Annotated in this window: 14 protein-coding genes; 6 read left to right on the forward strand and 8 right to left on the reverse strand. The window is 32.1% G+C overall.

The window, feature by feature from the left end:
* Positions 1 to 38: 38 nt before the first annotated feature.
* Both thrS and IEW40_RS00985 read right to left on the reverse strand, forming a co-directional pair.
* On the reverse strand, positions 39 to 1,976 hold the full coding sequence (gene thrS, locus IEW40_RS00980; protein ID WP_188616207.1) for a threonine--tRNA ligase: 1,938 nt from the start codon (positions 1,974 to 1,976) through the stop codon (positions 39 to 41).
* 157 nt (positions 1,977 to 2,133) lie between these two features.
* Positions 2,134 to 3,669, reverse strand: coding sequence for a hypothetical protein (locus IEW40_RS00985; protein ID WP_188616208.1), 1,536 nt, complete (start codon positions 3,667 to 3,669; stop codon positions 2,134 to 2,136).
* 145 nt (positions 3,670 to 3,814) lie between these two features.
* Between IEW40_RS00985 and IEW40_RS00990 the strand changes: the two genes are divergently transcribed.
* The 4 genes from IEW40_RS00990 (at position 3,815) to leuB (ending at position 8,347) form a co-directional block, all read left to right on the forward strand.
* Complete coding sequence (locus IEW40_RS00990) at positions 3,815 to 4,978, forward strand: 2-isopropylmalate synthase (protein WP_188616209.1); 1,164 nt, start codon at positions 3,815 to 3,817, stop codon at positions 4,976 to 4,978.
* A 185-nt stretch (positions 4,979 to 5,163) separates the two neighbouring features.
* Positions 5,164 to 6,540 (forward strand): 3-isopropylmalate dehydratase large subunit, encoded by a 1,377-nt coding sequence (gene leuC, locus IEW40_RS00995; RefSeq protein WP_229663344.1) that lies wholly within the window; start codon positions 5,164 to 5,166, stop codon positions 6,538 to 6,540.
* 96 nt (positions 6,541 to 6,636) lie between these two features.
* Positions 6,637 to 7,236 (forward strand): 3-isopropylmalate dehydratase small subunit, encoded by a 600-nt coding sequence (leuD, locus tag IEW40_RS01000; protein ID WP_188616210.1) that lies wholly within the window; start codon positions 6,637 to 6,639, stop codon positions 7,234 to 7,236.
* Complete coding sequence (gene leuB, locus IEW40_RS01005) at positions 7,226 to 8,347, forward strand: 3-isopropylmalate dehydrogenase (RefSeq protein WP_188616211.1); 1,122 nt, start codon at positions 7,226 to 7,228, stop codon at positions 8,345 to 8,347. Before leuD ends, leuB begins: the two co-directional genes overlap by 11 nt.
* 98 nt (positions 8,348 to 8,445) lie before the next feature.
* On the opposite strand, the gene IEW40_RS01010 is transcribed toward leuB, so the two are convergent.
* The 6 genes from IEW40_RS01010 to IEW40_RS01035 all read right to left on the reverse strand — a co-directional run bounded on the left by IEW40_RS01010 (position 8,446) and on the right by IEW40_RS01035 (position 15,967).
* Positions 8,446 to 9,051, reverse strand: a complete 606-nt coding sequence (locus IEW40_RS01010; protein ID WP_188616212.1) for a DUF4230 domain-containing protein — start codon at positions 9,049 to 9,051, stop codon at positions 8,446 to 8,448.
* A gap of 28 nt (positions 9,052 to 9,079) precedes the next feature.
* Positions 9,080 to 9,595 carry a thioredoxin domain-containing protein gene (locus IEW40_RS01015; protein ID WP_188616213.1) on the reverse strand — a complete coding sequence of 172 codons (516 nt, stop codon included), beginning with the start codon at positions 9,593 to 9,595 and terminating at the stop codon, positions 9,080 to 9,082.
* A 20-nt stretch (positions 9,596 to 9,615) separates the two neighbouring features.
* A complete protein-coding gene (locus IEW40_RS01020) occupies positions 9,616 to 10,083 on the reverse strand; it encodes a pyrophosphohydrolase domain-containing protein (protein ID WP_188616214.1) in 468 nt (155 codons plus the stop codon).
* Between the two features lie 17 nt (positions 10,084 to 10,100).
* Positions 10,101 to 11,321, reverse strand: a complete 1,221-nt coding sequence (locus IEW40_RS01025; protein WP_188616215.1) for a cation:proton antiporter — start codon at positions 11,319 to 11,321, stop codon at positions 10,101 to 10,103.
* Positions 11,322 to 11,428: 107 nt separating this feature from the next.
* Positions 11,429 to 14,695: a zinc-dependent metalloprotease gene (locus tag IEW40_RS01030; protein ID WP_188616216.1), complete on the reverse strand. Its 3,267-nt coding sequence runs from the start codon at positions 14,693 to 14,695 to the stop codon at positions 11,429 to 11,431.
* A gap of 132 nt (positions 14,696 to 14,827) precedes the next feature.
* Positions 14,828 to 15,967 carry an acyl-CoA dehydrogenase family protein gene (locus IEW40_RS01035; RefSeq protein ID WP_188616217.1) on the reverse strand — a complete coding sequence of 380 codons (1,140 nt, stop codon included), beginning with the start codon at positions 15,965 to 15,967 and terminating at the stop codon, positions 14,828 to 14,830.
* A 168-nt stretch (positions 15,968 to 16,135) separates the two neighbouring features.
* On the opposite strand from IEW40_RS01035, the gene IEW40_RS01040 reads away from it, so the two are divergent.
* Both IEW40_RS01040 and IEW40_RS01045 read left to right on the forward strand, forming a co-directional pair.
* Entirely contained in the window at positions 16,136 to 18,031 is a 1,896-nt protein-coding gene (locus IEW40_RS01040) for an endonuclease (RefSeq protein WP_188616218.1), read from the forward strand.
* Positions 18,032 to 18,380: 349 nt separating this feature from the next.
* The gene (locus IEW40_RS01045) at positions 18,381 to 19,187 is read left to right on the forward strand and encodes a phage tail-like protein (protein ID WP_188616219.1); all 807 of its coding nucleotides are present in this window, start codon (positions 18,381 to 18,383) and stop codon (positions 19,185 to 19,187) included.
* The last annotated feature ends 21 nt before the right edge of the window (positions 19,188 to 19,208 follow it).

Consider the following 19,208-nt stretch of genomic DNA (forward strand, 5'->3'; position numbering starts at 1 on the left):
TTTTAAAGTTATCTTCTATTTTAATTATTTAATTTGAATTAAGCATTAAATTCAAATCCTGTTTCTGATGCTTTTTTGAAATAAGAAACAAAATCTTCTAATTTCATTACACCTAAATCACCTTCTCCACGTCTTCTTACAGAGATGGTACCTTCATTTTCTTCGTTTTCACCTACAACCAGCATAAAAGGTATTTTTTTCAACTCTGCATCACGGATTTTTTTACCCGTTTTCTCATTTCTGTCATCTATCAGTCCGCTAATATCGTGATTTTCTAATAATTGTGAAACTTTTTTTGCATAATCCACATATTTTTCAGAAATCGGAAGGATAATAAATTGCTCTGGACTCAACCAAAGTGGGAAATCTCCCGCTGTATTTTCAATTAAAATCGCGATGAAACGTTCCATAGAACCAAACGGCGCTCTGTGAATCATCACTGGTCTGTGTTTTTCGTTATCATTACCAGTGTACCAAAGATCAAATCTTTCTGGTAAATTATAATCTACTTGTATAGTTCCTAACTGCCAACTTCTTCCTAAAGCATCTTTTACCATAAAGTCTAATTTAGGGCCATAAAAAGCAGCTTCACCATATTCTGTTACGGTATTTAATCCTTTTTCTGTAGCAGCAGTTACAATAGCACTTTCTGCTTTTTCCCAATTTTCGTCTGAACCGATATATTTTTCTCTATTTTCTGGATCTCTTAATGAAATTTGAGCCGTAAAATCTGCAAATCCCAAAGAACCAAACACATAAAGCACTAAATCAATGGTTTTTTTGAATTCTTCTAGCAATTGATCTGGTGTACAGAAAAGGTGTGCATCATCTTGAGTAAATCCTCTTACACGTGTTAAACCGTGCAATTCTCCAGATTGTTCGTATCTATAAACGGTACCGAATTCGGCATATCTTTTTGGTAAATCTCTGTAGCTCCATTGTGATGTTTTGTAGATTTCACAGTGGTGAGGACAGTTCATTGGTTTTAACAAAAATTCTTCTCCTTCGTTTGGAGTTTTTATCGGTTGGAAGCTGTCTGCACCGTATTTATCCCAGTGTCCTGAAGTTACATATAATTCTTTAGCACCAATATGCGGAGACATTACAAATTCGTAACCTGCTTTTTTCTGTGCAACAGAGAGGAAATTTTCTAATTTTTTTCTCAGTGCAGTTCCTTTTGGTAACCATAGTGGTAAACCAGCACCTACTTTTTCAGAAAATGCGAAAATTCCAAGCTCTTTACCTAATTTTCTGTGATCTCTTCTTTTGGCTTCTTCTAATCTTTCTAGATATTCTGTTAAATCTTTTTGTTTAGGGAAAGAAATACCATAGACTCTTGTTAGCTGAGGATTTTTCTCGTTTCCTCTCCAATAAGCTCCAGCTGCATTTAAGATTTTAACCGCTTTAACAATTCCTGTTGAAGGAATGTGTCCACCTCTACAAAGATCTGTGAAATTGTCGTGAGTGCAGAAAGTGATTTCTCCATCTTGCAGATTTTCAATCAATTCAGTTTTGTAAGGATTGTCAGCATATTCTTTTAGAGCGTCTGCTTTAGAAACGGCATAAAGACTAAAAGTAGCGTCTTTTCTAGCATTTTCCAGCATTTTTTTCTCAATTTTTTCAAAATCTTTTTCAGAAAGAGATTCATCACCGAAATCTACATCATAATAGAAGCCGCTTTCAATAGCAGGGCCAATCGTTAATTTAGCATTCGGATAAAATTCTAAAATCGCTTGTGCTAAAAGGTGCGCAGAAGAATGCCAAAACGCTTTTTTGCCTAAATCATCATTCCAAGTAAGAAGCGTAACCGTGGCATCTTGCGTTATTGGTGTGGTAACTTCTACTTGTTTACCGTCCACTAATGCAGAAATGGTGTTTCTAGCCAAACCTTCTGAAATAGATTTAGCCACTTCTAAAGGCGAAACTGCGCCTTCAAACTCACGGATGCTTCCATCTGGAAGAGTAATTTTTATCATTTTGGTTCTATAATTTTAATCAAGTGCAAAAATAGTAAACTTTTAGGAAAGAAACGTAATTTGTTTTGATGTTGTTTGAAATGGTTTGAAGTGGTTTGATTTTGTTTGAATTAGTTTGAAATAGTTTGATATTGTTTGATTTTCTAACTTCCAACTTTCACCCTTTCTTCACTTTTCCTTTGATAATTTCCACCACATCTACATTTTTCACTTTAGATTTTGCCCAACCGTGAATGTCTATATAAAGTAGTGTACGTTTGTAATAATCGTTTTCTGAAAATGTATTGAGCTGATTTTCAAAGTTTTTGAAAAGGATTTGTTGTTCTGAAGGAAGTAAACCGTTCAAATTTTTAAAAAACTCGATGATAACTTGATGGATTTCATCAGAATATTTCATTTTCTGAACAAATTTTTGGGTTGCTTTTACAAATTCATCGTAATCTTCGTCTATTCCAGATTCAAATTTTGCCATCAAAACCAAAATTCTGGTGTGGAAAAGCAAATCTTCTTGTACATTTCCTTTAGAATTGATGATTTTCATTGCATAAGAAATGCATTCTGGGTATTTTTTTGAACCAAAAAGCAGAGCTGCCATCTTTAAATAAAGAATCAAATAGTGATGTTCGTCTATTTTATCTTTGAATTTTTCCATTTTTAACTCCACTTCTGGAATTAGTTTTGTGCCTGCAAAAAATTCTCCTTTAATGAAATGAATGTTCATCAAAGAATTATAATGCGTTAAAAAAATCAGAGATTGAAGATTGTCATTTTGTACAAAATTTTCAGAATTTACCGTCTTTTTGAAGTTATTGAAACTTTCTTCTAATCGATCAACTTGTCCGTACAAAAAAAGAATTTTCAACAAATAGTTGTAACCTTTGATGTACCAAACAGGATGACTGAACATCATTTCTGGCTTCTGATGGAAGAGTTCTACCCAATGATAAGCGTATTTTAAGGTGTATTTATAATCTTGAAGCAATTGATTTTTCCAAACGTGAGCTTTGTAATACCACAATTTTTCGGTGAAATTCAGCTTTTCAAGTTTTATTTTTTTGATTTGAGAATCAAAAATATGCATTACTTTTTTTCTATCTTCATCATTTTTCACATAACCGTGCGTAAGCATTTCACTGTATAATTTTAGCGAAAGATTAGACAATTGAGTGGCGTATTGATTTTGCAAACTTACCTCCGAAGATTGTTGTATTAGTTCATCTGCTCTTCCGTCGATACTTCGGGTAATGAATTGAGATTCAATTACTTTTTCGAGTTCAATGATTTCCGAAGCGATGGTTTTTTCGTCTAATTCTAAGGCAGATTGTTTGGCTTTGTCTAGAATTTTCAAGGCTTGTTTGTGCAATCCTTTTTGATAGAGAATATTGGCAAAATCTAGTTGTTCTCGCAATTGAATTCTATTGTTTTGGTGGATAGGATTCATTCTAAGACTTACCAATATTTGCTTGTAAAGATGTGCTTTCAGATTAGAAAGTTGTTGTTTGGTTGAGATTTTTTTCTGAATGATAATCTCTTCTTGATATTCATTCATTTTATCGAGTTCATTAAAAAGAAGCAGAAATTTAGCATCTACATTAATTCCGAGACGGTTTACATACAACTTAAATTGTCGCTTTTCTGAGGTAGAAAGCGATTTTATCAGTACAAATAAGAAGTCTTTTTGCAATTCTGCCATTGTAAATTTTTGATAAGTAAAATATTGTATATCAATTTATTAAGTTTAAAATTGAATACTCGAATATTGTAATTTTTAGGTTTTAAATGTTTTAAAAATGTAATCAAATATTAGTTTTGTTCAAAATTAGTTAAAAAACTTGATTATGAATCCCGAAAAGATTGAAATTTTTGATACAACATTGCGAGATGGGGAACAAGTCCCGGGATGCAAATTAAATACCGAACAAAAATTAGTCATTGCCGAAAAGTTAGACGAATTGGGCGTAGATATTATAGAAGCAGGTTTTCCGATTTCTAGTCCGGGAGATTTTTATTCGGTTACCGAAATTTCTAAAATCGTAAGAAATGCTACGGTTTGTGGTTTAACCAGAGCCAATAAAAAAGATATAGAAACTGCTGCAGAAGCCTTGAAATTCGCTAAAAAACCTAGAATTCATACAGGAATTGGTACTTCTGATAATCATATAAAATTCAAATTTAATTCTACCAGAGAAGCGGTTTTAGAAAGAGCAATTGAGGCGGTAAAATATGCTAAAACTTTTGTAGAAGATGTAGAATTTTATGCCGAAGATGCTGGAAGAACAGACAATGAATTTTTAGCAAAAGTCTGCGAAGAAGTCATAAAAGCAGGTGCTACAGTTCTTAACATTCCTGATACTACAGGTTATTGTTTACCAGAACAATACGGCGCAAAAATGAAATATTTACGTGAAAACGTAAAAGGTATTGAAAAAGCGGTGCTTTCTTGTCATTGTCATAATGATTTAGGTTTAGCAACCGCTAATTCTATTTCTGGGGTAATTAATGGAGCCAGACAAATAGAATGTACCATCAATGGTTTAGGAGAAAGAGCAGGAAATACTGCTTTGGAAGAAGTGGTAATGATTTTAAGACAGCATAAAGATTTGAATCTAGATACAAATATCAATTCAAAAATGTTGAACGAAATGAGTTTGATGGTTTCAGAATTGATGGGAATGCCAGTTCAACCAAATAAAGCGATTGTAGGTTCTAACGCTTTTGCGCACAGTTCAGGAATTCACCAAGATGGTGTGATTAAAAACCGTGAAACTTACGAAATTATTGATCCTGCCGAAGTTGGTGTTAATGAATCTTCGATTGTTTTAACGGCAAGAAGCGGACGTTCTGCTTTGGCTTACAGATTTAAAAATATTGGTTTTGATGTTACAAAAAATGAATTGGATTATTTATACCAAGAATTTTTGAAAATTGCCGATACCAAAAAAGAAGTCGTAAACGAAGATTTACAAGTAATGATGGCTACTTTTAGTCAAAAATCGGTTTAAGTTGCGATTTACGATTTACGATTTAATAATAAAAAAAATAACTGCAAAAGCATCAAAAGAAATATTAGACAATCAAGAGATTTAAAAGTAAAAAAAGGAAAATAAACTTTTTTTTCTATTGTAATTCTTTATAATTGAGAAAACTTTTTGTCTCTTTTGCGGTAAAAAATAATATAGACATAAAAATGAAAACATTATTTGATAAAGTTTGGGATGCACACGTAGTAGATACTGTTCCAAATGGGCCACAAATTATTTATATTGACAAACATTTAATTCACGAAGTAACCAGTCCGCAAGCTTTTGCAGAATTGGAATCTAGAAATTTAGAAATTTTCAGACCAAAACAAATCGTAGCAACTGCCGATCACAACGTACCTACTTTGAATCAAGAATTGCCAATTCGTGATGAATTATCAAGAACGCAAGTTCAGCAATTGACAGAAAATTGCAAAAAAAATAATATTGAATTGTACGGTTTAGGACATCAATATCAAGGGATTGTACACATTATTGCTCCAGAATTGGGCATTACACAACCAGGAATGAGCATTGTTTGTGGAGATAGTCATACTTCTACACACGGTGCTTTTGGTAGTATTGCTTTTGGAATAGGGACAAGTCAAGTAGCGCAGGTTTTTGCAAGCCAATGTTTGCTTTTGAACAAACCAAAATCAATGAGAGTTACGGTTAACGGAAAATTAGACCCTGAAGTTCAACCCAAAGATGTGATTCTTTATATTATTTCTAAAACGGGAACAGATGCAGGAACAGGTTATTTCTGTGAATATGCTGGGGAAGTTTTCGAAAATATGTCGATGGAAGGTAGAATGACGGTTTGCAATATGAGCATAGAAATGGGAGCTAGAGGTGGAATGATTGCACCAGACGAAACCACTTTTAATTATGTAAAAGGAAGACAATTTGCACCAAAAGGCGAAGAATGGGAAGAAAAACTGGCTTATTGGAAAACTTTAAAAACAGATGAAGGAGCGGTTTTTGATGCGGAATTTACTTTTGATGCAGCAGATATTCAGCCAATGATTACTTACGGAACCAACCCAGGAATGGGAATTTCTGTAAATGAAACCGTACCAACTCCACAAAACGAATCTGAGGAAAAAGCTTTGAAATATATGGGCTTGAATGCAGGACAATCTCCTTCGGAAATTAAAGTAAATTATGTTTTTATAGGAAGTTGTACCAATGCTAGAATTGAAGATTTCCGTTCTGCTGCAGATTATGTAAAAGGTAAGAAAAAGGCAGAAAATATTATAGCTTGGTTAGTTCCCGGTTCTCAACAAGTAGCAAAACAAATTTATGAAGAAGGTTTAGACAAAATTTTTAATGAAGCTGGTTTCCAAATCAGACAACCTGGATGTTCTGCTTGTTTGGCGATGAATGATGATAAAATTCCTGAAGGTGAATATTGCGTTTCTACCTCCAATAGAAATTTCGAGGGAAGACAAGGACAAGGTGCTAGAACCATTTTGGCAAGTCCACTTACCGCTGCAAAAGTAGCTGTGGAAGGAAAAATTGTAGGTTATCAAAATTTGAATTAAAAAATCAATTTTAATAATTGAAAACCAATAAAGAAAACACAAATTTTATATAAATCTTAAGTCAATTTTTGAACTGAGAACATTGAATTTTAAATTATGCAAAAATTAGTTTTATTACAATCAAAAGCAGTGCCTTTGCCTGCGGAAAATATAGATACCGATCAGATTATTCCTGCTAGATTTTTGAAAAGTATCAATAAAGAAGGCTTTGGAAATAATCTTTTCAGAGATTGGAGATATAATTCTCAAACCAATGAACCGATTGCAGATTTTGTTTTGAATAACCCAAAATACAGCGGTGAAATATTAGTTGCAGGAAACAATTTCGGTTGCGGAAGTAGTAGAGAACACGCAGCTTGGGCTTTGACGGATTATGGTTTTAAAGTAGTGGTTTCTAGTTATTTTGCAGATATTTTTAGAGGAAATGCACTCAATAATGGTTTGCTTCCTGTAAAAGTTTCTGATGAATTTTTGAAAGATTTATTATCAACCATTACAGAAAATCCTGAAACTGAAATCAGGGTAAATGTAGAAGAACAAAACATTAGTTTTAACGGAAAATCTGAAAAATTTGAGCTAGATGTTTACAAAAAAATCTGTCTGATGAACGGTTATGATGATATCGATTTCCTCATCAGTAAAAAAGCAGAAATAGAAAAATTTGAACAAAAAACACAAAAAGTATATGAGTCATAATTATAAAATAGCAGTTCTTCCAGGTGATGGAATTGGGCCAGAAGTCACTGCAGAAAGTGTAAAAGTTTTGAATGTCATTGCACAGGCATTTCAATATAATTTTCAGTTTGAGTACGCCAAAATGGGTGCAGAAGCCATTTTTGAAACAGGAAATCCTTTGCCAGAAGAAACCTTAACTGTTTGTAAGAATGCTGATGCAGTCCTTTTTGGGGCAATTGGTGACCCTTATTTTGACAATAATCCTGATGCTAAAGTAAGGCCAGAACAAGGTTTATTGAAACTAAGAAAAGAATTGGGATTATTTGCAAATATTCGTCCGATTAAGACTTATACTTCTCTTACCAAGAAAAGTCCGTTGAAAAAAGAAGTAGTAGATGGTACTGATATTCAGATTTACAGAGAATTGATTAGTGGGATTTATTTCGGCGAAAAATTTACTGATGAAAACGGAGAATACGCTTATGATGTTTGTAAATACAGCAAAGATGAGATTGTACAGATTGCACATTTAGCGTTTCAAGATGCTCAAAAAAGAAGAAAAAAAGTGACTTTGGTAGATAAAGCTAATGTACTTGATACTTCTAGACTTTGGAGAAAAGTGGTGCAAGAAATTGCGAAAGATTATCCAGATGTTACATTAGAATTTTTGTTTGTAGATAATGCTGCCATGCAAATGATTCTTAATCCGAAACAGTTTGATGTGATTTTAACAGAAAATATGTTTGGTGATATTATTTCTGATGAAGCCAGTGTAATAGGTGGTTCCATCGGTTTACTACCATCGGCTTCTATTGGTAATGATAATGCCCTTTTCGAGCCTATTCACGGTTCTTATCCTCAGGCAAAAGGAAAAGGTATTGCCAATCCTATTGCATCTATTTTGAGTGCTGCAATGTTATTAGATTATTTAAAATTAGATGTGGCAGCAAACAAATTGAGAGAAGCTGTAGAACATGCTATTGACCATAGATATGTGACAGAAGACCTGAATAAAGAACAAAATTATTCTACCAGTGAGGTAGGAGATTTTATAGTAGATTATATTAAATTTTCAGAAAAATCTTATTACAATTTTGAAAATGTAAAACTAGGTAAATCTACGATTGTGTAATTATTGTAAGACTTTAGAATTATTGTTATTTGTAGCAAGGGCGAGGAATTTATTCTTCGCTTTTGTGTATAAAAAAACGCCTATTAGAGTGTCTTTTTTTATAATTTAGATAAATCTAGAGTTTTGGTTTCATCTACAATTTCGTAATTCAGGGCTTTTGCAAGTACAAAAATATCATTTAGGTTTTGTAATAATTGTTTTCTACCTTCGCTTCTTAGTTTGGTTTGGTCAACTGTTTTTTCAGCATTCTTTTTAGCATTAGATGTAATTCTTTTGAAGTCTTCTTGGGTAAATCTGTCAAAGAAAGAATCGTCTAGTGAAGATATTTCAGCATCAGTAAAAATTTTGATATCCGCATTTGGTAATTCTTTGATAATCAATTTCTTGTTATCTGAATCTACTTCTAATTTCATTTTTTTCAAATCATAAGAAACCTGAGCTTTTGCTTTCGTAAAAATTACTATTTGTTTTTCTAAAGATGGCAAAATATAGACTCCTAGCAGTTTAGAGGTAATTTTAGTTTTTTGCATACTAGAGAAATCTTGTTCTAAAACCACCATTTTATTCATTTTAGAAATCTGGTTGGTAAGAATGTAATAATCTGTATTGGCTTCGTCTTTTCCAAAGTTTTTAAAGAAATAAACGGCTAATAATGTGATGATTACGCCTATTGAAAACCCAATAATTTGTTTAATGTAATTCATGAATTTTTTTGATTAAATCGAAACGGGTTTATTTTTTGATAATGTTCAATAAATCTTTTTCAATATAACCTGTTTCTGGTTCTTCAGTTATTCTACCAATTTCCTTGCCATACTTTTCTAGAATAATAGTTGGCACTTTTGTGATGTTGTATTTCACTTCTTCACCATTAGGAGATTGCTTTTTTCTGTTTACAGCTATGATGAGTAATTTGTTCTTTGGGAATTTTGTTTCATCCAAAATTTTTATTAGCCTTGGGAAATTTCTATGACTATCTTCGCACCAAGTTCCTAGAAACACAGTAATATTGTAAGAGTTAATTTTTGCTTTTTTAAGGCTTTCAATCGTTGGTTTATCTGTAGGGTAAATCTTATAACTTTCGTTGTACCAATCTTTGTAAGGCTCTTTTTGGAATTGGTCAAAAGATTGTGCTCCTAGAAGCATTTTTCCATATTCAGTAGTGTCTATTTCTCTGTTGATGACTACTTTTTCGGCACAAGAATTAAGGGTCATAACTAAAATGATTAAAGTGATTATATTTTTCATATTGTATTTTTTTTTGAGTTTTATTTATTGAGGATGCTTTTTAAATCAGCCGCAGAATAATATTTGCTTTTTAGAACTTTATTATCAGAAATTCTATGAACATTGTATTTATTGCCAGATTTTTCGTAAAAAGCCTCTTCACCTTTTGCTTTGTAATGTTCCACCGTTTCTTGAGCTTGCAATTCTGTATCACACGCTTTAGACATGTTAGAACGTTGCACTTCGTTAAATAATTCTACGAATTTTTCTCCTAAACCAAATTCTAAAACAGCACCACTAAGTACATACTGCAAATCACAAAGTGCATCTGCGATTTCTACAATATTATTATCTTCTATGGCTTGTTTCAGTTCATTGAGTTCTTCCTGAAGAAGAGAGACTCTCAGTTCACACCTATCTTTAGAAGGAATTTGTGGTGTTTCTAAAATGGGAGCATTAAAAGTTTTGTGAAATTCTGCTACTTGGTTCAGACTGTCTATTTTTTCCATTAAAATTTATATTGTTTTTAATTTTCAATTGATTTGAAACTACGTTTCAGCATAATAGGGGTAGAAAGAGTAGTAAGGACTCCCATTATCACAAGCATAGAGAATATTTCAGAGTCTATCAATCCTGATTTGTAAGCTATATTTGCAATAACTAATTCCATAATTCCTCTTGCATTTAAACCAAGACCTAAGGTTAAAGATGTTTTGTTATTTAACCCAATAATTTTTCCGCCAATAAATCCTCCGAATATTTTAGAAAAATAAGACACAAATATGATGGCGATGAGCAAGCCATAGTTATGAATGGAAGAAATATTAAATTCTAATCCAATTCCTGCGAAGAAAATTGGCGCCAAAAACCCCATCGCTAGACCGTTTGTAGTATTGTGAAAAGATTCTAAATGTTTTTTTCCAACTAAGTTTTCGTTGATGAGCATTGCTGCAAAAAAAGCACCAATAATAAAGTGAAAACCTAATGATTCTGTAATAGTAGCAAATAATAATACGAATACAAAGAAAATAGCAAATAAAGATTCTTTTCCCTTAAGAAGAAGTAAAACTTTGTTGAGTTGTCTTTCGAGATAATTTTCTCTATTTGATAATTTTTTAATCAAGAAATAAGTTAATGAAAGAATTGTAAGAAAAATACTAAGTTTCAGAATAGAAATGGAAGCGTTTTTCAGAATAGTTCCAATTTCCATATCTGTATCTTTGATGTTTAAAATTAAACCTAAAATGGTAAGTGCCAAAACATCGTCAAAAATAGCAACAGATATAATTTTTTGTCCAATGTAAGAGTTAATTTTGCCAAGGTCCATTAATATTCTTATACTTACAGGTAAAGCTGTGATTGCTACACAAAGTCCTATAAATACAGTAGTCATGAGTTCTTTTCCAAAAAAATGCCCAACAGCAAAACCACTAAAAATAGGTAAGAAAAATGCTAAAATAGAAACAATAATATTTTTACCCTTCAATGATTTAAGAATGTCATCAAAATTGATTTCTAAACCTGCAATAATTACGAGTAAGAAAATTCCTAGTTCTGAAATTACTTTGATGTCCTCAGTTCTGTGAATGATATTTAACAAAGATGGCCCTACAATGATACCAGCTATAATTTCCCCAATCATGGCAGGCTGTTTGAATCTTTCAAAAATTTCACCAAAAACTTTTGAAATGACCAATAAAATAAGCAGGTTAGTGAAAAAAGGTAGTTCTATATTAGTAACAGGCATGTTTAATATAAATATAATTATTAAGCAAAAATATAATAATATCTCATAAATAAAACAAAAGCAGTCAAAAAAAATGACTGCTTATATCCAATTTTTATGTTAAATAATTATTGTTTGATAAATCTTTTCACTGTTTGGTTTACTTTTAAGTAATAAACACCAGCAGAAAGTGATTTTACATTGGCAGAACCATTGCTTAGTTTTCCTTTGCTAAGGATTTTACCAGTAGCATCATAAATTTCGTAATCTGAAGATTCTTTTACATTTCTTACGTATAAAATATCTCCTTTTACTGGGTTTGGAAGCAAGATAACATCTTTGTAAGCATCTTTCAAATCACCTGTTGCTAAATTTTGTGTAGGATTTAGAATTCCGATATTGCTACAATTCGGGCTAGCAGAAGTTATAGAATAACTGTCCCATTCTGAAATCGTAAACGTAGTGTTTGGTACAGAAACGTTTCTTCTAAGGTTGGTGTCTGCCGCAAAGTTAGATGAACTGTTAAAATTACCAACTACATCTATTAATGTGGAGTTTTTAAATAGTGCAATTGGGTCATTTCCATTAAAATCTATAGGAGCTCCTGAAACACTCTGAGAGGCAAATGTACAAGAAGTTAAATTTGCGTTACTATTTCTTAGTACTAAGGTAGAGTTTGCAGCTATTGTTCCTGTAAGAGTTAGTGCATTACCCCAAGCTCCAGAGCCATTTGCTTGTTTTTTAATAGAATAATTAGATAATGAAATAGCAGAACCTGTTGGGTTAGATATTTCTATATATTTATTATTACTTAATCCTTCATAATATTCAGAAATATATAATTCAGAAAATGCAGGAGCAGCAGTAGTTGTTATGCTTACAGAATTGCTAGAGCTAGAAGCATTTCCGGCAACATCTTTTGCCTTTACAGTAAACGCATAAGTGGTAGAAGCTGATAATCCTGTAACTGTATAAGGTGAAGCAGTAACTGTTGTTAATAAAGCTCCGTCTTTATAAATCTCATAAGCTGTAACACCTACATTGTCTGTAGCGCCAGTCCACGAAAGTGTAGTTGAATTATTGGTAGTTCCTGATGCGGATAGTGTAGGAGCAGTAGGAGCGATAGTATCAGGTGCTTGTGTAGTTACAGAAACCGTATTGCTATCAATAGAAACATTACCAGAACCATCTTTAGCTTTTACTACAAAATTGTAAGTAGTAGAAGGGGTGAGGCCAGTAACAGTGAATGGAGAAGCCGTAACAGTTGTTAATAAAGCTCCTTCTTTATAAATTTCATAAGCTGTAACTGCTACATTATCTGAAGCGCCAGTGAATGTAAGTACTGTAGATACCGAAGTAGTGTCAGATGCACTTAGAGTAGGTGCAGTAGGAGGTGTAGTGTCAGGTGCAGAAATAGCAAAATCTTTCGTATTTATATTAAAGAAAATACTGCTAGAAGCTTTTACCATAAATCTACAATTAGTACTTAATGTATTTGGTAAATTTACAGATTGGGTGCCATCATTTGGAGTCCCGGCTAATAAAGTAGTCCAAGTATTTCCTCCGTCTGTAGAAAGTAAAATATCAACATTTGCAGATAGAGTAGTTGTGCTAGCTACATTCCAAGTAACTGTTTGAGATGAACCTTGAGGATAAGATATTCCTGTAGTATTTTGAGAGGTTATGTTAAATGGCCCGTAAGTAGAATTTACACTTACTGTCATATCATCATATGAATTAGCGGCTCCATTTGCTTTATTATCTCTTACAGTTAATCTAAATTTTAAGGTTCTTGTAACAGATGGTAGTACTTCTACATTAATAGCATCACCAGCTGTAGTAGTAGAGCCAGATAAAATAGAAGACATTTTAGGGAAATATCTAATAGGAGAAGTGGAAGGACTGTAAGATCTAAATGCTGGTCCCGAAGTTTTGGTAGCAGATGGTGCAGTACTTTTATTATTTTGTACATCCATCTCTTCCCAAGTATATGTTATAGCATCGCCATTAGCATCAGAGCCAGTTCCTGTAAGCATAAATGGAGTACTTTTAGGAATAGTATAATCTAGTCCTGCATTTGCAGAAGGTGTTGTGTTTCCTGTAGCGGTATTTACAGAACAATTTCCACTAGTGCTTTTTGCATAATCTGTAATTTGTTGAATTGATATTGCATGAAAATAAGGGTCTGAATGTGGTTGTACATCTTGTGAGGTAATCCCAGCATAACCCATAATTGTTGAACCACTGCCAGGTTCTACTTGTGCTATAGTACCTTCTGAACTATGTGTAAAAGTATGATTTCCTCCATATTGATGACCTAGTTCGTGAGCTACATAATCAATGTCAAAATTGTCACCTGAAGGAATACCATCTGCAGGAGAAGTAAAGCCTTGACCTTTATACCAATACCATTGTTCTACACTGTCATAAGTAGTATCATTATTACAAACACAGCCAATACAACCTGCATTTCCACCGCCACCTGTAGCACCAAAAAGATGGCCTACATCAAATTTAGCATCACCAATATTATATGTGCTTCCGTGTAAAACATTCATTAATTCCGTGTTCCAAGCACCATCAGCACCTGTAGTTGCATTAGAATAAGGGTCTGTAGATGCATTGGTAAAAATAATATTTTCTTGCTCTGGTATCAGTACCATTTTGATGGCAAAATCATTCATAAACACTGCATTTACTCTAGTCATCGTATTATTCATCGCTGCTAGTGCTAATGCTTTAGTACCACCAAAATATTGACCATATTCGCCAGTACAAGATAATGCTAGTCTGTATGTTCTAAGAAGGCCATCGTCTGCACCAAGTGCTCTTGCCATACTAAGACCGTTTACAGCGCTATTGTAATGTTTTGTATCGCATTTGAAACCTTCTTCTTTAGAGTTTTTGTCAGATTTTTTGTAGGCGATATAAGTGGTGTTTTTTTTATCATATGATTCTATAAAAATAGCCTCTTTACCTAATCTAAGTTGAATAGAGTACAAACCAAGAGGAGAAATACTAAAATAGATTTTAGATGCTTTTCCATCAATGCTTTCTCCGTAATAAGAAGAAATTTCTGGGAATTTTGCTGCTAATTCTGGTGAAAAATTTGAGGTTTTAAAAACACTAAAATTTTGCATATTTCCTTCTGAATCAGGGAAAGAAATAATCACAGATGATTTTGCCTTGCCAGAGTTTTGTTTTGGAGCTTTTTCTGCAATTGTTTTTAAGCCAACAAGGTCAAGTTTAAAAAGATTAGGTCTAGAAATAGCCCTTTTGTTAGATTTAATTTCGGATATTTTAGAACTTTCTGGAGATTTCCATAAAGATTCTGTTTGTCCGTAATAAGTAGCAAAAGAAAACATTGCTACTAAAAATAGTAAACACTTCTTCATATAATATTTTTAAGGATAGCAAAGCTAATCATAAAATATGAAAAAGTGTTAAATTTTTCTGAAATCAGCGATTAATTATTTGTTAATTCAATAATTGAAGTATTAAATGAGTATATTATTAATTTAAAAAGTTTATCTAGTTATTTCTCTTCCTATAACTAATCTCTGGATTTCTGAAGTTCCTTCGCCAATAGTACATAGTTTAGAATCTCGGTAGTATTTTTCTGCCGGGAAGTCTTTTGTATAACCATAACCGCCGAAAATTTGAAGAGCATTGTTGGCAATTCTTACACAGGCTTCAGAGGCGTATAATTTTGCCATAGCACCTTCTTTGGTTAGTTTTTGTTTGTTGTTTTTTAGTTCAGAAGCTCTGTTGATGAGTAGTTCTGCTGCTTCGATTTCAGTGGCCATATCTGCTAACATAAAATTTATTGCTTGAAAATTTGCAATAGATTTTCCAAATTGATGTCTCTCTTTGGCATATTTTAAAGCAGCTTTATAAGCACCTTTTGCAATACCTAGAGAAAGTGCAGCAATAGAAATTCTGCCACCATCTAGAATTTTCATGGCTTGTTTAAAACCGTCTCCTACTTCTCCTAGTCTACTTGAATCAGGAACTCTTAAGTTATCAAATATAAGTTCTGCAGTTTCGGAAGCACGCATGCCTAGCTTATTTTCTTTTTTTCCAGAAGAAAACCCTGGCATTCCTTTTTCTAAAACAAAGGCTGTAGAATTATTAGAAGCGCCTTTTTCACCTGTTCTTGTCATTACAACTGCTATATCTCCAGAAATTGCATGGGTGATGAAGTTTTTTGCTCCATTTATAATCCAATCATTGCCATCTTTAACAGCAGTAGTGCTCATTCCTCCAGCATCAGAACCTGTATTGTGTTCTGTAAGTCCCCAAGCACCAATTACCTGACCAGATGCTAGTTTTGGTAACCATTTTTTTCTTTGTTCTTCTGTTCCGAATTCATAGATGTGATTAGTGCATAGTGAGTTGTGCGCAGCTATTGATAACCCAATTGATGGGTCTACTTGAGAGATTTGGTCTACAATAGTAACGTATTCGTGATATCCAAGTCCAGAACCACCGTACTCTTCAGGGATTATAATTCCCATGAATCCCATATCACCTAATTTATGAAATAATTCTTTAGGGAAAATTTGGTTTTCGTCCCACTCCATGATGTGTGGTCGTATATTAATTTCTGCAAAATCTCTAGCTGTTTCAGCTATCATTTTTAGATTATCCATAATTTCTAATTGCATTTGAAATAATTTTTCCAAATATAAATAAATCAATGTAAAAATCAATTTTTTTAAAATACATAAAATTAATTAACCTAATATATTTCATATTACATGAAGTTTAAATTTAAAAATTAAAATAGATTGTATTGTTTTAATTTATAATTTTGTCGTCGGACTTACTCTATTATGAAAAAATTACTATTCTTTGCAATTTTACCTTTGGTAAATTTTGCTCAAATTCCGTCTGGATATTATGATGGAACTGATGGTCTTGTAGGCTATCCTCTAAAAACCAAAATAAATGAAATCATTTCTAAACAAGTTTATTCTTACACATATGATGATTTAAAAACATTGTATGGACAAACAGATTTAGACAAGTATTATGAAAATGATAATACAATCCTCGATATATATTCTGAAAAGCCAAACGGAGTAGATGCATATAACTATAATTTAACTAATATTATCAGTTCTGCAACTGCAGAAGGCCAAGGATGGAATAGAGAACATGGGATGCCGCAAAGTACTTTCTATGGTATCTATCCTATGTATTCTGATTTACATTTCGTTATTCCTGCTGATGCTAGAATTAATCAATTGAGGAGTAACTTTCCTTATGCTAGGAATAATGGAGCAGCTAATGACTGTAATAGCCCGAATACAACACCTTGTACTGCAACTAATGGTAGTAAATTAGGAAAATCTACAACTCCTGGCTATACCAATACTGTTTATGAACCGATAGACGAATTCAAAGGAGATGTTGCTAGATTCCTTTTGTATTTTGTAACAAGGTATGAGAGAAATCTTAATAATTTTGATTTTATGCTATCAACTTCTCCTCTTGATGGGAATAAGGAAAGAGGTTATGAAAATTGGTACATTAATATGTTAAAAGATTGGAATGCTTTAGATCCTGTTTCTCAGAGAGAAAGAGATAGGAATGAGGTAATATATTCTATTCAGAAAATTAGAAATCCGTTTATTGACCATCCAGAATGGGTAGATTTAATCTGGAGTAATTCTTCTGATAATATTGCTCCTCAAGCTCCAAGTCAACTTAAAACAGTTGCAATAGGAGAGTCTTTTGTAACCTTATCTTGGGACCCGAGTTTAGATTCTGATGTGTTAGGGTATGGTGTATATGTAAATGGGGTTTTTTATAAGTCTACTAATTCTACATTTACTACTATAGATAGACTTTTATCATCTAGTTCGTCTAATTTTACCGTTAAAGCTTACGATTCTTCTTATAATTTTTCTCTAGATAGTAACATAGTAAATGTTAATACTATATCTTCTGATATTTTAGCTAAAGATTTGATGATAACAAAATATATTGAAGGAAGTGGTAATAATAAAGCTATAGAAGTAACTAATCTTACTAATCATGAAGTAGACTTAGAAAATTACTACATTAGAACTCAATTAAAAGGAAGTAATTCGTATTATTTTTCAGACTCATATGAGCTAGAAGGAAAGTTATCAGCTGGTGAAAGCATTGTGATTATTCATCCTAATGCTTCTTTTTCTTCATTCGATACTAATCTGGCAAAGTTTATAACAAATTCACCTGCTTTAAGTTTTACAGGAAGTCAATATGTAGAATTAGCCTTCGGCAAAAAGTACTTATCTAATGCTAATACCAATAATTACGAAATGGCTTATGAGAGCGTAGATGCGGTAGGGTTGCAAAATACGAATAATAATATTGGTAATGTTTCTCTTTACAGAAATTCAGATGTGAAAGACCCTAATGTAAATTATACAATTTCTGAATGGACAAGTTATCCTTCTAATTACTCATCAGGATTAGGTAATTATTTGGAAGTTTCTACACCAGATATGCCAATTTTTGATATAGAAATATATCCAAATCCGGCATCAAATTATATATTTGTAAAAGGAAATGATGTGTCTGATGTTCGAAAAGCACAAATATTTGATTTTTCTGGTAAATTAATCAAGGAAATAAATAATCCATTTATTGCTGAGAAAAATTTAAATATTTCTAATTTAAATAGTGGGTTATACATATTAAAATTAGACACTAAATCATTTAATTTTATAAAAAAATAACAGTTATTTATATAATCTATTTAATTTTTTTATTTTTATAATTTGTTATTTATAGAAAATACGTAAATTTGCGTATTGATACTATAAAAGTAAAACAATAATTTTGCTTTGAAATAATAAAGAAGATTTTTTAATTTAAAATATACATCTTTATTTCTTTATAAAGGAGAATAGAAGATTGTTTTTATTGGTTTTGATTTTGAATAGCTGCATTCATGCAGCTATTCTTTTAATATTATGTAAAATAATACAAATTACGTATTGAATAATTCTAAAAATCAATGTTATTTTGCAGTGTGGTAGTTTTTATAAAATATAAACATACTACAAAACACAAAAGATAACACAAATGATGAAAAAACTATACATGGTTATAGCAAATTATGTATTTGCTGTAATGTTCTCACAACATATTGGTATAGGAACACAGAATTTTGATGATTCTGAGATATTTAAGGTAGTTTCTACAAATAAAGGTGTACTTCTGCCTAATATTAACATACCAGATTTGAATAATTCTTCACCTGTAAATTCACCTGCAGAATCTTTACTTGTTTATAATACTAATGCGATTACAGGAAAAGGATTTTATTATTGGAAAAGTAATAAATGGAATCCAATAATAGATTCTTCTAATATTTATAAAGTTTTAGGAATAACAAGATCAGAAAGTGTAATATCTACTGCAGCTATTGCTGATACAACATATAATGGAGCTCAAACATATACCATAGGAGAAGCTCCTTCTGCTCATGATTGGCAGTTGATTCCAGGGCTTAGTAAGACAATAAATTTATCATCACCTAACAATACCATTAGTGTTTCTTCTAGCGGTATTTTACAAGTTAATTCTTCAGGTAGTACACTTACTTATATCTCCTATTCGATAGGTGTTTTTATAGACAATCAACTTGCTGGTCAAAAAAACTTTATTATCTATGGTACAGCTAATTGTTTATTTAACGATTACAATATTTTTTTAACAGTTAATAATCTTACTTCTGGAAGTCATACAGTTGCTGTTTATGAAACCAGTAGAGTTAATTTTGGTAATGCTTCCGAAGCTATAACCTACGGAAGTAAAGTTTCTTCTTGTACTAATATTAATAATAGTATGGATAAATCAATTCTTAATATTCAAATTACTGAAAAATAGATATTTATAAATATAAAACAC

Origin of the sequence: Cloacibacterium rupense, assembly GCF_014645495.1 — a bacterium.
Classification (GTDB): Bacteria; Bacteroidota; Bacteroidia; order Flavobacteriales; family Weeksellaceae; genus Cloacibacterium; species Cloacibacterium rupense.

Bases quoted from the DNA above. Each gene is read 5' to 3' on its own strand.
- thrS (WP_188616207.1), bottom strand. From the start codon at position 1,976: ATGATAAAAATTACTCTTCCAGATGGAAGCATCCGTGAGTTTGAAGGC.
- IEW40_RS00985 (WP_188616208.1), bottom strand. From the start codon at position 3,669: ATGGCAGAATTGCAAAAAGACTTCTTATTTGTACTGATAAAATCGCTT.
- IEW40_RS00990 (WP_188616209.1), top strand. From the start codon at position 3,815: ATGAATCCCGAAAAGATTGAAATTTTTGATACAACATTGCGAGATGGG.
- leuC (WP_229663344.1), top strand. From the start codon at position 5,164: ATGAAAACATTATTTGATAAAGTTTGGGATGCACACGTAGTAGATACT.
- leuD (WP_188616210.1), top strand. From the start codon at position 6,637: ATGCAAAAATTAGTTTTATTACAATCAAAAGCAGTGCCTTTGCCTGCG.
- leuB (WP_188616211.1), top strand. From the start codon at position 7,226: ATGAGTCATAATTATAAAATAGCAGTTCTTCCAGGTGATGGAATTGGG.
- IEW40_RS01010 (WP_188616212.1), bottom strand. From the start codon at position 9,051: ATGAATTACATTAAACAAATTATTGGGTTTTCAATAGGCGTAATCATC.
- IEW40_RS01015 (WP_188616213.1), bottom strand. From the start codon at position 9,595: ATGAAAAATATAATCACTTTAATCATTTTAGTTATGACCCTTAATTCT.
- IEW40_RS01020 (WP_188616214.1), bottom strand. From the start codon at position 10,083: ATGGAAAAAATAGACAGTCTGAACCAAGTAGCAGAATTTCACAAAACT.
- IEW40_RS01025 (WP_188616215.1), bottom strand. From the start codon at position 11,321: ATGCCTGTTACTAATATAGAACTACCTTTTTTCACTAACCTGCTTATT.
- IEW40_RS01030 (WP_188616216.1), bottom strand. From the start codon at position 14,695: ATGAAGAAGTGTTTACTATTTTTAGTAGCAATGTTTTCTTTTGCTACT.
- IEW40_RS01035 (WP_188616217.1), bottom strand. From the start codon at position 15,967: ATGCAATTAGAAATTATGGATAATCTAAAAATGATAGCTGAAACAGCT.
- IEW40_RS01040 (WP_188616218.1), top strand. From the start codon at position 16,136: ATGAAAAAATTACTATTCTTTGCAATTTTACCTTTGGTAAATTTTGCT.
- IEW40_RS01045 (WP_188616219.1), top strand. From the start codon at position 18,381: ATGATGAAAAAACTATACATGGTTATAGCAAATTATGTATTTGCTGTA.